This is a genomic window from Pontibacter aquaedesilientis, assembly GCF_014773225.1.
GTDB lineage: Bacteria > Bacteroidota > Bacteroidia > Cytophagales > Hymenobacteraceae > Pontibacter > Pontibacter aquaedesilientis.
Window position 1 is genome coordinate 246,254 of the sequence record NZ_JACXAJ010000004.1, and the last position, 14,555, is coordinate 260,808.

The 14,555-nt window shown below is 50.4% G+C and carries 10 protein-coding genes; 9 read left to right on the top strand and 1 reads right to left on the bottom strand.

What is annotated here, in order from left to right; genetic code table 11:
* The first annotated feature begins 44 nt into the window (after nt 1–44).
* From H9Q13_RS11175 to H9Q13_RS11205, 7 genes are all read left to right on the top strand, one after another.
* A complete protein-coding gene (locus tag H9Q13_RS11175) occupies nt 45–1,544 on the top strand; it encodes a serine/threonine protein kinase (protein ID WP_191183879.1) in 1,500 nt (499 codons plus the stop codon).
* Between the two features lie 159 nt (nt 1,545–1,703).
* Nucleotides 1,704–3,179 (top strand): DUF5687 family protein, encoded by a 1,476-nt coding sequence (locus H9Q13_RS11180; RefSeq protein ID WP_191183880.1) that lies wholly within the window; start codon nt 1,704–1,706, stop codon nt 3,177–3,179.
* Nucleotides 3,180–3,237: 58 nt separating this feature from the next.
* Complete coding sequence (locus H9Q13_RS11185; RefSeq protein ID WP_191183881.1) at nt 3,238–3,933, top strand: ABC transporter ATP-binding protein; 696 nt, start codon at nt 3,238–3,240, stop codon at nt 3,931–3,933.
* A gap of 353 nt (nt 3,934–4,286) precedes the next feature.
* Entirely contained in the window at nt 4,287–5,054 is a 768-nt protein-coding gene (locus H9Q13_RS11190; protein ID WP_191183882.1) for an MBL fold metallo-hydrolase, read from the top strand.
* 101 nt (nt 5,055–5,155) lie between these two features.
* The gene (locus tag H9Q13_RS11195; protein WP_191183883.1) at nt 5,156–5,515 is read left to right on the top strand and encodes a DUF1622 domain-containing protein; all 360 of its coding nucleotides are present in this window, start codon (nt 5,156–5,158) and stop codon (nt 5,513–5,515) included.
* Between the two features lie 253 nt (nt 5,516–5,768).
* On the top strand, nt 5,769–7,754 hold the full coding sequence (locus tag H9Q13_RS11200; RefSeq protein ID WP_191183884.1) for an ABC transporter substrate-binding protein: 1,986 nt from the start codon (nt 5,769–5,771) through the stop codon (nt 7,752–7,754).
* Between the two features lie 296 nt (nt 7,755–8,050).
* Nucleotides 8,051–8,722: a hypothetical protein gene (locus tag H9Q13_RS11205; RefSeq protein WP_191183885.1), complete on the top strand. Its 672-nt coding sequence runs from the start codon at nt 8,051–8,053 to the stop codon at nt 8,720–8,722.
* Between the two features lie 360 nt (nt 8,723–9,082).
* On the opposite strand, the gene H9Q13_RS11210 is transcribed toward H9Q13_RS11205, so the two are convergent.
* Nucleotides 9,083–9,346: a hypothetical protein gene (locus H9Q13_RS11210; RefSeq protein ID WP_191183886.1), complete on the bottom strand. Its 264-nt coding sequence runs from the start codon at nt 9,344–9,346 to the stop codon at nt 9,083–9,085.
* Nucleotides 9,347–9,907: 561 nt separating this feature from the next.
* Here H9Q13_RS11210 and H9Q13_RS11215 point away from each other — a divergent pair.
* Both H9Q13_RS11215 and H9Q13_RS11220 read left to right on the top strand, forming a co-directional pair.
* A complete protein-coding gene (locus H9Q13_RS11215; protein ID WP_224744233.1) occupies nt 9,908–13,006 on the top strand; it encodes a SusC/RagA family TonB-linked outer membrane protein in 3,099 nt (1,032 codons plus the stop codon).
* Between the two features lie 15 nt (nt 13,007–13,021).
* Nucleotides 13,022–14,440: a SusD/RagB family nutrient-binding outer membrane lipoprotein gene (locus H9Q13_RS11220; protein ID WP_191183888.1), complete on the top strand. Its 1,419-nt coding sequence runs from the start codon at nt 13,022–13,024 to the stop codon at nt 14,438–14,440.
* The last annotated feature ends 115 nt before the right edge of the window (nt 14,441–14,555 follow it).

Here is a 14,555-nt window from a genome sequence, read left to right on the forward strand (position 1 = left end):
AGTCATCGCATTCCCGTATTACCCTTTTGAGAATACGAGAATATATGAGTACACTGCAAGCTAACGATATCTTTGCTGAGCACTATCTGCTGAAAACACGCCTCAGTTCTGGCCCCATTGCGGAGGTATGGGCGGCTGAGGATTGGACGGCAAAAGAGAGAATAGTGGCGCTAAAAATACATGGCGCTGCTAGCAAGCTGGATGACCAAACCTTGGAAATGCTGCGTCAGGAGGTTGAGGAGATCCAGTCCCTTGAACACCCACAGCTTTTATTACCTTACCAATTCGACGTTTTCCAAGGTATACCCTACCAGGTAATGCCCTACGTGGAACAAGGGTCGCTTGGCAAGTATCTATTGGAGCACGGTCCCTTTAACGAGGAAAAAATAGCCCTGTTATTGAGTCAAGTCGGCAGCGCGTTGGAGTATCTTCATACCCACCAACCTCCTATACTGCACCGTCAGGTTACGCCAGACAACATCCTGCTGCTGGACAATGGGGACTATACCCTGACCGCACCAGGATTAAGCAACCAACTAAGCACTGCTCTGCTTAAAGCTACCGCGAACAATTATGCCGCCGCAACAGCATACGCCGCACCGGAGCTTTTCAGCGCTCACCCTCAACAGCAGCAAGCAAGTGATATCTTTGCACTTGGCGTTACGCTCTATGAACTGTGCACCGGTGCACTACCCTGGCTTGGCAATGGTGGCCTGAGTTTGCAGCAAGGGGCTGAAGTTCCCTATCTGCCAGCCCCCTATTCCCGTGTCTTGAGTAACCTGGTTCGGGCATGCCTGCAGCCAGATTGGGAAAAGCGCCCTTCTGCCGGACAACTCGTTGAGGAAGCCGATTATTTTCTTGAAAATGGCAACTGGAAACCCTACGGCATTTTTGGCAATGTGACTGCCGAGACCATCGTGTATAAAGAAAGACCTCCCTATGTCTCCATTTTACTGATCGCATTGCTGGCAGGTGTGGTCTTGGCGGCAGTGTATTTTATTTTTTTCCGGGATCAGTCAGACCGTGAGGCGGAAATAGCGCAGGTAGAAAATGCAGCAGAGAACTCACCTCTACCAACTGAGGAGCCGCCTGTAGAGGTCCAGCCACCAATGCAGGGCGACAGCGCTGACCAAGAAGTCAAACAGGCAGCCAATGGAAAGCAGATCGCTCAAGATACCCCGCCCACCACTACGCCACCTCCTGTGCAACAGCCGGAAGTAACACCACGTCCTGCCCTTACGCAAAAAACTTCCTACCCCCGGCCTAAAAACCTGGAAGGTTACTTAAGTGCGATGCTAGATGAAGAAATCCCTTTACAAGTCAAGGACCGATGGCGGCCAACTGTGAGGAAGTATTTTGCTCCGGATGCCATCGTGTACGCCCAAATGAATGACTCCCCGCTTGGTAGTTTTGGGGTAGCTGAATTCTTGGATATCTTGCTTAGCAGTGAAGCCGGAAGCTCCATCCGTATCGACAAGGTTATCTTAGACGAGCAGGAGGAGAAAATCGATGAGATCAATGTAAGCCTCTATTCAAGAAAATAAGTTGACTGCCTCTTAGGCTTGGCGCCCTATACCTGCACATGTCCTGAAAGAGTCTCAGCCAATTCTGATTTGTTCTGCTAAAGTGCTAAACCCCCTACATGCTGTTTGATTTGTAGATATTTATCACAATATTTATAAATCAATATATTTTAAGACAGCATGTTCGGAATTTTACTCGCACAGCAATGGAAACAAGCCCGACGCTCCCCGGTTTTTCAGAAGAGCGTCGTGGTCAACATCATTCTTGGCTTCCTGATCCTGTACTTCTCGCTCATATTTATATCACTGGGCTTTTTCGCCGATAAAGTCTTGCTCAAACTATACCCTGCCCAGAGCGTAGTGGACTCCCTGAACAGTTTCCTGCTGCATTATTTCCTGATTGATCTGTTTATGCGTTTCATGCTGCAGGACCTGCCTGTAGTAACTGTCCAACCTTACCTGCACTTGCCTGTCAGCCGCAGCAAGCTTGTACATTTTGCGCTGCTCCGCTCCCTACCCAGCATGTTCAATCTGCTAATGCTTCTGTTATTCGTGCCGTTCATGCTTCGGGTTGTCACCCCTGCGCATGGATCAGGTATAGCGGGTGTCTGGCTGGCTTCTTTGCTTCTGCTAACTTTCTTCAACAATTTCCTGCTTATTTATTTTAAGCGACAGTTGGTAAGCAAGCCGAAGCGTACCTTGCTTTTCGGACTTGCGGTTGCAGGCCTTTTCCTGCTTGACTATAGTAGTGTGCTCTCGCTCCGACAAATTTCAAGGGTAGCATTCGGGAGCCTACTGCAACAACCCTGGCTGGTGAGTGTACCCGCCGCTTTGCTGGCCATTGCCTATTGGTTGAATTTCCGCTTTTTGCGTGATAACCTGTACCCCGAAGAAATATCCATCAAAAAGGTGTCTTCTGTTGCAGGGGGAGACATTGCCTTCCTCAATCGCTTTGGTGACACAGGCAGGCTCATCGCCCTGGAACTGAAACTCATATGGCGTCATAAGCGACCACGTTCTATTATCGTTATGTCGGCTCTCATGTTGTTTTACGGCATGATATTCTACACGAACGAGAAATACCAGGAAGGCTATGGCATGCTTATTTTCGTGGGCATTTTTGTGACTGGCTCACCCATGTTCAATTATGGGCAGTTTATACCTGGCTGGCAGAGCAACCATTACGACGCTTTGCTCACCCGGCCCATTTCAACTTACCAGTATCTGCACGCCAAATACTGGATGTTTGCCCCGGCCGTGCTCCTGGCATTTATCCTCACGTTGCCTTATGTTTTTTTTGGATATAAGATACTGCTCATCAACCTGGCTGCCTGCCTTTTCAACATCGGCGTAAACAGCTTTATGATCTTTTATTTTGCCGTTTTCAATAAAGACCGGCTTGACCTAAGCAGTGGCTCCGCCTTTAACTGGCAAGGAGTTGGCGCCTCTAAGTTTGTGATGATGCTGCCGATGATTCTGCTTCCTATCCTACTCTATTTGCCCTTTAGTTTTTTGGATTTACCGGAGTGGGGCATCTTTGCCATCGGTTTGGCGGGGCTTCTGGGCATTGCGTTTCATAAGCACTTGCTGGCCTTGACTACCCGCCGCTTTGTTTCACACAAATACAAACTGGCCAGTGGCTTCCGGCAAGGCTAGCAGCGACCTCCTATACCTGTACCATTGAATGAGATCAAAAGAAGACTTACAAAATAGAATGATAGAAGTAAAGAACCTAGAGAAGTCCTACAGCGGCACTACTGTCGTAAAAATAAACGCCCTGCAGGTTACAAGCGGAGAATCCGTGGGATTGGTGGGCAACAACGGGGCAGGCAAAACCACTCTTTTCCGGATGATGCTCGACCTGGTGCGGCCTACCGGAGGCGAAGTGTTTTCTAAAGGTATAGCAGTGGCTGAAACAGATGCCTGGAAGTATTACACTGGTTCGCACCTGGATGAAGGTTTCCTGATTGACTACCTGACGCCGGAAGAATACTTTAAGTTTATCGGTGAGCTGCACGGACTTTCGCAAGGCGATGTACAGGAGCGGCTTTTACCTTTCATGGATTTTTTCAACGGAGAGGTCTTGCAGCAGCGTAAGTACATCCGCGATTTCTCGAAGGGCAACCAAAAGAAGATAGGTATAGCTGCAGCAGCCCTCTCTCACCCGGAACTGCTGGTGCTCGACGAGCCCTTCGCCAACCTGGACCCGACCTCCCAGATTCGGCTGAAGAATTTGCTGAAATACCTGCACGCACAGCACAACATGACCATGCTGATTTCCAGCCACGACCTCAACCACGTGATAGAAGTCTGCGAGCGCATAGTTATCCTGGAGAAAGGACAGATCGTGCAGGACATGCAAACCACTGAGAATACCCTGCAGGCATTGGAAGCGTACTTTACGGTGTAACGCACTAGAATTATACCTCCTTATACCTGAACAAAGCCGCCCGTCAGTTAGCTGGTGGCTTTTGCGTTGCCACTTTCCAGCTTGATTTACGTTGAGTAAATCGTGTCCTTCAGCAAACCCTTTGGCCTCGGCTAAGGAGCCATACCGGTCCTTCTTGAACTTTTGGCCGTAAAGACATGGAGCAGGCACCGCACCTGGAAGGTATGCGGGCTGGGGACACTTACTTGCACACAGCTTACATTTTGCACGAACTTAAAAAACTGAAAAAACCGCTGCGATAGAAATGCTGAACCTAAGGACCCTTTGCCTGTTAGGTGTGCATTATACCTTAATCTGACCAAAACTCTTACAACATGAAATTAAAAGCTCTCCTGACATTTGCCGGCATGCTGGCGATTCTTTTTGCCACAGCCCAGAAAAACCACCCAGACCAGATCAAGACAGACAAAGGCCCACTCACTATACAGCCTGTCCTGCACGGCACGGTTGCCCTCACCTGGGACAACAAAACCATTTACGTTGACCCTTACGGCGGCGCAGCGGCCTTTGCTGGTATAGCCGCCCCAGACCTTATCCTCATCACCGACATCCACGGCGACCACCTGGACCTGAAAACCCTGGATGCCATCAACACAGACAAAGCGCGATTGGTGGTACCGCAGGCCGTTGCGGATAAGCTGCCGGAGCCCTTGAGGCAAAAGGCTGTTGTGATCGGAAATGATGAGCACACCGAGCAGCTGGGAATAGCCATCAAAGCAATACCAATGTATAACCTGCCCGAGAGCGAAGACTCCCGCCATACCAAGGGCCGCGGCAATGGGTACGTTTTAACGATGGGTGGCAAGACCGTATACCTGTCCGGCGACACAGAGGACATACCTGAAATGCGTGCGCTGCGCCACATCGATGTGGCCTTTGTGTGCATGAACCTTCCCTATACCATGGACATTGACCAAGCCGCATCTGCTGTGCTGGCGTTCAAGCCCGCCATCGTGTATCCTTACCACTACAGAGGTCAGGGCGGTCTGAGCGATGTAGAAGCTTTTAAGCAGAAGGTGAATGCCGGCAACAAGCGTATCGACGTGCGCCTGCGCAACTGGTACCCCGAAAACTCGCGTTAACTCGGCTATGCAGGTATGGCGTCATCCTGACAGGCAGATTTTACGTTAACCCAGGGATAGTACATTTCGGAGTTTACGTAAAAATTGCCTAACGCCAAACTATGCACGATTTCAGGCTATACATAGAGTACATTGCACGCGTCATCGAAGCCATTGGCGTCCTGATTATAGCAGTCGGAGCCGCCATCGCCCTGTTCAGATTTATATTCCCGCTGCAAGGCAACACGCACAGATCCTACAGAAAGCTGCGCCATGACCTCGGCAAAGCAATCCTGCTTGGCCTCGAGATATTGGTGGCTGCCGACATCATTGCCACGGTCGTGACCGAGCCCACCATGGACCGTGTGCTGACACTCGGGCTTATCGTACTTATCCGTACCTTTCTGAGCATCTCCCTTCAGGTGGAGTTAGAGGGGCGTTTACCCTGGCAGCAAAAGCAAAATACCGAAATTCCGGAGTGATGTCAGCTTTTGCCGCTGATGCGTATACAGAGTAAGCCCCGTTATACGCCCCCACCGCCCATGGCCGCACAGGCCATGCTATCGTTCGCTGCTATACCTGACTCCGATTGACTCCTTGAAGACGCGCACCAAAACTATACATATAGTACAAACTGCCATTCTCGTTCTCGCCTTATTTTTGGTAGCATTTATTTTGTACAGGCACTTCTATGCTTATACCCGGTTAAGTGGTCATTATACCATCGGTGTGATTTTGAACAACATCGAGCTTAGCCCAAGCGACATGGAGGTGGTAAAGTCCATTATAAGCAAGCGCCTGGAGCAAATAAACCAACAGGGCGGTATCAACGGCAAAGAACTTCGCGTAACATACCTCGATGACCAGGGCAGCCCCGAAACTGCCCAACAAGTCGTAAGGGAGACCATGAACGACAAACACCTGATCGGGTACATCGGCTGTTGGAGCTCCACCAGATCCAAAGCCGTCTCTACCCTGATAGGCCCTGCCCGGATTCCATTTATAGGAGGCTATGCCCTGACTAACCTCTTCGAACAATACCCAAACATGTACACAGCTGAGCAGGGTATCAGGAATGTAGCGGCCAACTTCGAGAAGCTTTTGCTGTCAGGCTACCTACGGCCCTCGTTCGTCGGGAAGAAAGATGACCTTTACTCCATTGCCATACTGGAGAAGATGTATGAACTGGAAAGAAAAAACCCCTCCTTTAGGGTGGTTCATGAGAAATGGTTTCCGGGTGAACATACCTATATCCAAGCCGACTTCGACTCGCTCAACAAAGTCCTGAAGGCAGAGAAATCTGACTTCCTGGTCCTTTCCTTCGAAAGTCTGACAACGTCCGCACTCATCAAGGAAATCAGGAAAGCTGGAATTGACGTCCCGGTTTTCACAGCACTCGGGGATCTGGGCTTTGTGGCATCCATCATCGACAAGAGACTGGCTGGTGAGCTGTATGACCTGAATGTAGTGGGTATACCCGGCACCTTCAACCTGAGATTGCAGGAGCAGATTCCCGCTTTTCGCAGGGAGATTAGGCATAGCGAAACGCTGGAACTGCAACTGAGCTTCGGTGCCCGGTTGGCAGACAGTATTGGTATTATAGCAGAGGCTGCCAAGTCTGGTAACGCAGATCCAGCCGATAACATAAGAGAGCGGATTAACAGAAACATGATGCGCTATATTGGCGGTAGCCGCATTTACAGAGGCTGGTTCAATGACTGGTATTTCACGCCGGAAAGGGCGATTGCCGGGGATGTGCTGCTTGCCTGGAAACCATCCACTTCACGACAGCTCATCCTGGCCCCCAAACAGTATATGCCTATAAACGACACGCTGCGCCAGGTACCGGTACTTTATACCCATATGGACATGGTGCAGCTAAACCGGGTAAGCGACACCGAGGGCAGCTTCTATGCTTCTTTCTACCTCGAAATTACCTCGTCAAACCCTTTTTCGATGCAGCAGCTCGATTTTACGAACGCGGCACGCAGCGAAACCAGCCACGAGTACCTGCTCGACATCAAAAAAATAAGGGAGAGAAGGCAGCTCCACGATATGCACCTTTACAACTACATGTATAAAATTTCCGGCAAGTTTCTGTTTGAGCCGGATTTACGCAACTACCCCTTCGACCGGCAGCGGTTCTCGATCTCTTTCCAACCTTCGAGTGCCCTATACCCCTTCCTGGTACAGCCCTCCCCTCCCGAAACGCGCGACACCGTGTTTCAGGTAAGAGGCTGGGAATACAGCAGTCACTACGTAGGCTTCGACCATGACATCATTAGCTTTGTCAACACTTTCCGGCAGACACAGCAAACCGTGCCGTTCTACAAATTCAGCTATACCTTTGTGCTGGAGCGGGCCCGCATCGATTTCTTCCTGAAAGTGCTCACGCCCCTGCTCGTCATCCTGACCATCACCTATTTTTCGGTCTATATTCCGCTGTACCGTTTCGAGACGCTGGAGGCCATACAGGTCACGTCACTTTTGGCATCCATTGCCCTGTACTTCTCCGCCTACAAACCCCAGATGGAGTATGCCACCATCTCCGATAAGATTTTCATATTCACCTACATCATGATCACATCCCTGATCGGCACCTCTATACTTCAGTTTGTGAAACGCAAGAAACACAACACTGAGAGCCACCTCGCCAAGGCGTACCAGCGCTATGTATTTCCCATTATTGTCCTGACTTTCACGCTCCTGATCGTCTGGTAGCCCTGGTGTTGGCCTCCAATTCAGAGGCAACCGGCGACCTGATGTAGAACTAATTGGCCCAACCCGCTGTTCAGCCTTGATGTGACGGACGGGCTGTTTGAGAGGGGGCAGCATCCAAGGCGTGTATACCTCCCGCCAATTCCTTTATGGCCGGACGACACAATAAAAAAGGGAATATTAAAGTTAGGGTAAAAAGGTTCTTGAATTAACGGCATAAAATACGCCTTCCTACTTTCTTCAAAAAATATTATTTTTATATTTACCGCAGTACAAATTTCATTCTTATTCAATTCAACATGAGAGCATTCTTTCTTTCCTTATTGATTGTGCTGACATTCGCAGCACCACTGGTTCAGGCACAGGGAACAGCTACAGAAGACAACAAACTTTCAGGTCAGTTCAACGACCTCAAGACCAATTCCAATTCTTACAGCGAGGGCAACAGAGAGTACAAAGTTGTGAACGTAAGTCTGCTCAATGCCTTCTGGCAAAGCGTGCAGGCCACCATCAAGCAAACAGAGCAGAAGCAGATCAAAGATTTGAATGCGACCAAGGCCGATCTTGCCACGGCACGCGCCAAAATAAACGAGCAGGAGAAGCAGCTACAGGCCCTGAAACTGGACAACGCCGCCAAGGAGGCTGCAGTGCAGCAGAGCGAGGATGCCGTAAACAACATATCGGTGCTCGGCATTGGCATACACAAGCAGGTATACGTGATCATCAACACGGCTATTATCGCCTTGCTGCTGATTGCCCTGGGCGTCATCTACACGCAGTATAAGAGCAGCAAGAAGGTGACAGACGAGAAAAGAAAGGAATTCGAAAGCATCGACCAGGAGTACAACGACTTCAAGAAGAACGCCCGCGAGCGTGAAATCAAAATAAAAAGAGAACTACAGACAGAAATGAACCTGGTGGCTGAGTTAAACGATCAGATCGCTTCTTTGCAGAAAAAGGTGCACGCTTAGCCTGTCTGTTCACAATTCCTATACCTGCGCACCAACCAGGTAGAGACATGCCGCTCCTTTCTGTGGAAAGGAGCGGCATTTTTTCGTTAACCCATAAAACCTATACCTGAGATTCAAGGCCAGAAATGGTCATAGAATCTTCGCCTTCTCTTGCTATTGCTATCTTTGGCGTACATGTAATACACAAAGTATCCCACAGCATACAGGGCCAATACGGAGGTGATGATGATAATTTCCATGAATATCTATACGTAAATCTGTAACAACGGACATATACAGGTATAGGCCAACCTATTGCGTCTGGTATTTTATTCTTGGCCAACCAATCGGCATATACACATAAAATTTAGGTATCAGCTATCAGAACTCAAACCGCAGGGCCAGCCCCGGGTGTGACGCTATTTTACAGATGATAAAAGGCGCATACACGCCATTGGCACAACTTGGCAGCTCAACCTGCTCTAAAGGCTCCCCTTTATGGGTAAACTTCGCCAGAAGAATTTTAGCCGAGGGATCGAAGCACCTGTTGTGCAGCAGCAAGTCACGCAGCGAATTTGACAAGCCATAACATACCCAGTAAGTGGGGTTTTGAAAATCGGTTTGAAGAATCAGCGCATATTTCATAATACCAAATCTTTACACCTTTTTTAGTACGAAATTAACCTCCATTGGTATTATACAAATCCTAAACTGTTGAGGCACCTATTACTGCAAACGGAAGACTTTATCTTGACATCCTGCTTTAGGTCATGTTGCAGTTTGTCCGTCCCTGTTCTTTTCACCCCTAATTGCCTGACTCTGTCAACGTAGCCGTAAATGGCGCAGATTCAAGCAGATATAGGACATCTCCTCCCGTTTTTTTGCGTTTATAACTGTCAAAAGACAACTATTTTCAATTTATTTCATATATAAACATATTTTAATCGTTTGACAAGCAAGATGATAAGTGTTATCTTTTTGATTCAAATTGATGAAACAAAATATACACCGACCATAACGAAACCAGACAAACCTAAAATATTTGAATCAGGTATAGAAACCGAAGCAAACCTATGCGAATCACCGATTTTCAATATATTAAAACTACGTACCCATGATCTAAAGCCTGCCTTTTAAAAGTTTACACATCATATTCTTTCACCTTGAAACATTGCGAGTCCTATGAAAAACACATTTACTTTAATCATGTTATTCCTCCTTACCTGCTGGTCCACCAGCGTTGCGGCACAGCAACGGGAGGTTAGCGGCCGTGTGACAGCAGCCGACACCGGCACAGGTATGCCGGGGGTGAGCGTGGCCGTAAAAGGCACCACCACTGGTGTGGCCACCGACACCGACGGCAACTACCAGATCCGGGTACCCGACAACAACGCTATACTGGTGTTCCGTTTTCTGGGCTATCAAACCCGCGAAGTACCGGTGGGCGGCCAATCGACCATTAATGTGAGTCTCGCCACCGATGCTAAACAGCTGGGGGAAGTGATGGTAACAGCCATGGGCATTACCCGCGAAAAGAAAGCGTTGGGCTATGCTGCGCAGGGCGTAGAGTCGCAGGAATTGGTGCAGCACCGCCAACCCAACGTACTCAACGCCATGCAGGGCAAAGTGGCCGGTGCCGTTATCTCCAGCACAGGCGGTGCGCCGGGCCAGGGCACCAGCATTCAGATCCGGGGTATCAACTCCATCGATCCTACCCGACCTAGTCAGCCTCTTTTTGTGATCGACGGCGTGCTGATGGACAACTCTACCTCCACTTTCGGCCAAAGCGCCGAGCTAAGAGGTATGAGTAACCGACTGGCCGACATCAACCCCGACGACATTGAGTCGATAAATGTGCTGAAAGGCGGTGCCGCCACAGCCCTCTATGGTCTGCGCGGTGCCAATGGTGTGGTGGTGATCACGACCAAACGAGGACAGCAAGGCGCACTCAGCGTGAACTTTACCAGCACTGCCGGTATAGAGGAAGTCAATAAATTTCCGGATGTGCAGGACAAGTATACGCAAGGGTATAGAGGAGTATATGATCCTGCCAGCTTCTGGCCATCCTGGGGACCAACCGTGGAAGCGGCTCGACAAATTGATCCTACTCACCCTGCAGAACTCTACAATCACTTCCGGGACGCCTACGAAACGGGCAATCAGTTCAGAAACTCGCTTTCGGTTTCGGGCGGTAACGAGACCATCACGTTTCTCAGCTCCCTTTCTCACCTCAAGCACGAGGGCGTGCTGCCCTTCACCGATTTCGAGAACTTCTCGGCCCGCCTGAACACGGATGTGAAGCTAAGCGAGAAGTTCAAAACCGGGGCCAACTTCAACTATTCCAAGTCGGGGGGCAAGCGCTACAACGCCGACCGCTTTAACGAGAGTTTGAGTTACTGGTCGCCCCGCTGGGATGTGCGTGATTTCCGCAAACCGGACGGCACCATGCAAACCTACCGCAACAACAACCCGATTTACGGGGCTGCCACAAACCAAATGGAAGACGACGTGAACCGCTTCATTGGCAGTGTGCACTTTGGCTATGCGCCGCTTAAATGGCTAGACCTGAACTATCGAGTTGGTGTGGACTCGTATACCGACGACAGAACCCGTACCGCCCCCGGCCCGCGAGGCCTGGCGGGTGAGCAGGTATACGAAGACAACGGCCAGGGCTTTGTGTATGAGTACACCACCAAATTCAGAAGTGTCAACTCCACCTTCGTGGCCACGGCCAACTCCAGCTTCGGGGAGAACTTCAACGCTACTTTCCGTCTCGGGCACGAACTTTACGACGAGAACATCAATAGCTTCGGGGTGGAAGGCAACGAGCTGACCGTGTTCGACTACTTTGACCTGCGCAATGCCAAACAGCTCAACGCCCGGGATGACCAGTCGAAATATCGCCTGATGGGCTTTTTCGGAGAAGCTTCCGTTGACTACCGCAACTTCCTGTTCCTGACCCTGACCGGCCGAAACGATATTACCTCTACCCTCCGGGAAGATAATAACTCTTTCTTTTACCCTTCGGCCAGTTTGAGCTATGTGTTCTCCGAGCACCTCGACCTGCCTTCTTTCATCAACCAAAGCAAGCTGCGACTGTCTTATGCCCAAATAGGAAAAGACGCTCCCCGCTATTCGACTTCGTTTGGTTTCTCGCCTTACTCCGGCTTTCCGACAGGCTTTACGGGCTTCACACGGTCGGCCTTGCTAGGCGATGTTAACCTGCGCCCGGAGTTTACCGACACGTATGAGGCCGGCCTGGAAATGTCTTTCCTGGATGATCGTTTGGGCTTTGACTTTACCTACTACTATTCGCTGAGCAAAGACCAAATCATCCCGATCGATGTAGCCGCCTCCACGGGCTATGTGCGGGCAGCCGTAAATTCGGGCAGTATGCGCAACAGGGGTGTCGAGATCATTCTCAATGCCACGCCAGTACGCTCACAGGACTTCAGCTGGGACTCCAAGATCATCTTCTCTGCGAACCGCAACAAGATCGTGAGTATACGTGAAGGCCTCGAGGAAATTCCCTACGCCGCGCAGTTCGGTTATGTAGGATCTACCGTGACCATGAAGCTTATTCCGGGGCAGCCTTATGGCAACATCTACGGGTCGCATTGGCAGCGTTACTATGGTCCGGGTGAGGAAGAGGATCCGTTGTTCCTGGATAAGGATCGACCAATTGTTATCGGAGCCAATGGCTTCCCGGTGCGGGCACCGCTCTCCAGCCAGAAGATTCTGGGCAACTCACAGCCTGACTGGATCGGAGGCTTCACCAACACTTTCACCTACAAAAACCTGAGCCTGACCAGCTTGCTAGACGCTCGTGTGGGCCACGAGAAGTATAACCAGATGGGTAACTTTTTTGCGGCTTTTGGTATAGCCGAGTATACCGAGGACCGGGAGGATTTCAGGGTGTTTGAAGGGGTATTGGCCGACGGCACTCCAAATACGAAACAAGTATGGCTGGGACAAGGCATGGGACCAGACGGTGTAGACTACGGCGATGGTTACTACCGCCGCTTCTTCCGGGGCGTTTCTGAAAATTTTGTGGAAGATGCCTCCTGGGTGCGCCTCCGTTCCCTTACCCTGAGCTATAACTTGCCAAGCCGCTGGTTTGAGAACAACTTTATCCGCAGCAGCTCTGTCTCGCTCACCGGAAACAACCTCTGGCTATCCACCGATTTCTCCGGCTATGACCCCGAAAACAGCTCTACACCAAGTGGCAGTAACGTGGACGGATTTGCCGGTTTTACCTACCCTGCTGTGAGAAGTTACCTGTTTACCCTGAATGTTGGATTCTAAAAAAGAAACATCCCTATGAGAAAGATATATAGATACGCGATGGCCTTTATGCTGATGGGAGCATCGCTGTGCTTGCAAAGCTGCGAAGATTATTTTGACCTGAACGAAAACCCGAACCTCGTCTCGAGCCCGCCGCTGAGAGCCATGCTGTCGACTGCTACCCATAAGACGGGCCTGAACAGCCAGCGGGTGGCCGCCACCACTTCCTTTTTTGTGCAGTACGTGGCCAGCCCTGTTGCCGGCAATGGTACTGACACCTACCAGGTGACCGACTACACCAGCACCTGGGATGCCCTATACCTGGCCATGGCCGACATTTACGACATGAAACAGAAAGGGATAGAGGAAGGTGCTTCGGACTATGTTGGCGTGGCCAACATCATGATGTCCTACCACCTGAGTCTGGTGTCTGACCTGTGGGGAGATGCGCCTTATTCCCAGGCCTTTGACAACAGCACCCTCACACCGGCATTCGACTCGCAGCAGGACTTATATGCAGAATCGCTCCGGCTCCTTGACCAAGGTATAGCCGAACTCAACAAAACCGATTCTAAGGTTGCCCTGAGCGCCGATAATGACCTGATTCATGGAGGCGACAAAAGTAAGTGGATAAAAACCGCCAATGCTTTCAAGGCCCGCCTGCTCAACAAAATCAGCAAGCAGTCATCTTACAATCCTGCGGCTGTCCTGACAGCTGTTGAGAATTCGTACCAGTCTAATGCAGATGACGCCGAGATGAAAGTGTTTGCGAACCGCAACCCTTGGGCACAGATCGCGCTCAACAACCAGAACCTGGTGCTGGGCGGCTGGCTTTCCAGGCAGTTGGTCAATCAACTGAACGGCACAACCTACGGGGTGGTTGATCCTCGCCTTACGCGGATTACCGACCCAACCGTTACGGGCACTTTTGTGGGCACCCCGAATGGTACCGGAAACGTTGGCCCAGCCAACAACACGGTACGCGACGAGGTGTACATTTCACGCAATTCTCCTTTGACAGGTGACCTTTCGCCGATCATCATCGCCTCGTATGCCGAAATGAAGTTTATAGAGGCAGAGGCCGCCTTTCGGGCTGGCAATCGCGACAGAGCCTACACCGCCTACCTGACAGGTATACGGGCCCATATGGACAAGCTGGGTGTGCCGCCTAATGAGCGTGACGCCTACCTGAACAACCCGGCTGTGGCCGTGGGAGCCGCCAACCTGACGCTTGCCCTTATCTTCAAGGAAAAGTATGTCGTGACTTATCTGAACCCTGAGGCCTGGAACGATGCCCGCCGCTTCGACTACCAGTACGCTGGTTTCACGCTACCTGTGGGAGCCGACCTGCCTACCTTCATCCGTAGGGTAGCCTACCCGCAAGGCGAGTCCAGCAAGAACCCAAACACACCTAATTCTCCTGTTCTTTCCGATAAACTTTGGTGGGACAGGTAGGAGTTAGAAAGTTAGAAAGTTTAGGAGTTAGAAAGTTAAAACTCCATATAAGACAAAGAAGCCGGTCTGCTTGCGCAGCCGGCTTCTTTGTTTGGTGCTCATACATTCGTCTGGA

Excerpts from the sequence above, each read along its gene's own strand:
- H9Q13_RS11190 (WP_191183882.1), top strand. The coding sequence starts at position 4,287 with ATGAAATTAAAAGCTCTCCTGACATTTGCCGGCATGCTGGCGATTCTT.
- H9Q13_RS11210 (WP_191183886.1), bottom strand. The coding sequence starts at position 9,346 with ATGAAATATGCGCTGATTCTTCAAACCGATTTTCAAAACCCCACTTAC.
- H9Q13_RS11205 (WP_191183885.1), top strand. The coding sequence starts at position 8,051 with ATGAGAGCATTCTTTCTTTCCTTATTGATTGTGCTGACATTCGCAGCA.
- H9Q13_RS11215 (WP_224744233.1), top strand. The coding sequence starts at position 9,908 with ATGTTATTCCTCCTTACCTGCTGGTCCACCAGCGTTGCGGCACAGCAA.
- H9Q13_RS11180 (WP_191183880.1), top strand. The coding sequence starts at position 1,704 with ATGTTCGGAATTTTACTCGCACAGCAATGGAAACAAGCCCGACGCTCC.
- H9Q13_RS11220 (WP_191183888.1), top strand. The coding sequence starts at position 13,022 with ATGAGAAAGATATATAGATACGCGATGGCCTTTATGCTGATGGGAGCA.
- H9Q13_RS11175 (WP_191183879.1), top strand. The coding sequence starts at position 45 with ATGAGTACACTGCAAGCTAACGATATCTTTGCTGAGCACTATCTGCTG.
- H9Q13_RS11185 (WP_191183881.1), top strand. The coding sequence starts at position 3,238 with ATGATAGAAGTAAAGAACCTAGAGAAGTCCTACAGCGGCACTACTGTC.
- H9Q13_RS11195 (WP_191183883.1), top strand. The coding sequence starts at position 5,156 with ATGCACGATTTCAGGCTATACATAGAGTACATTGCACGCGTCATCGAA.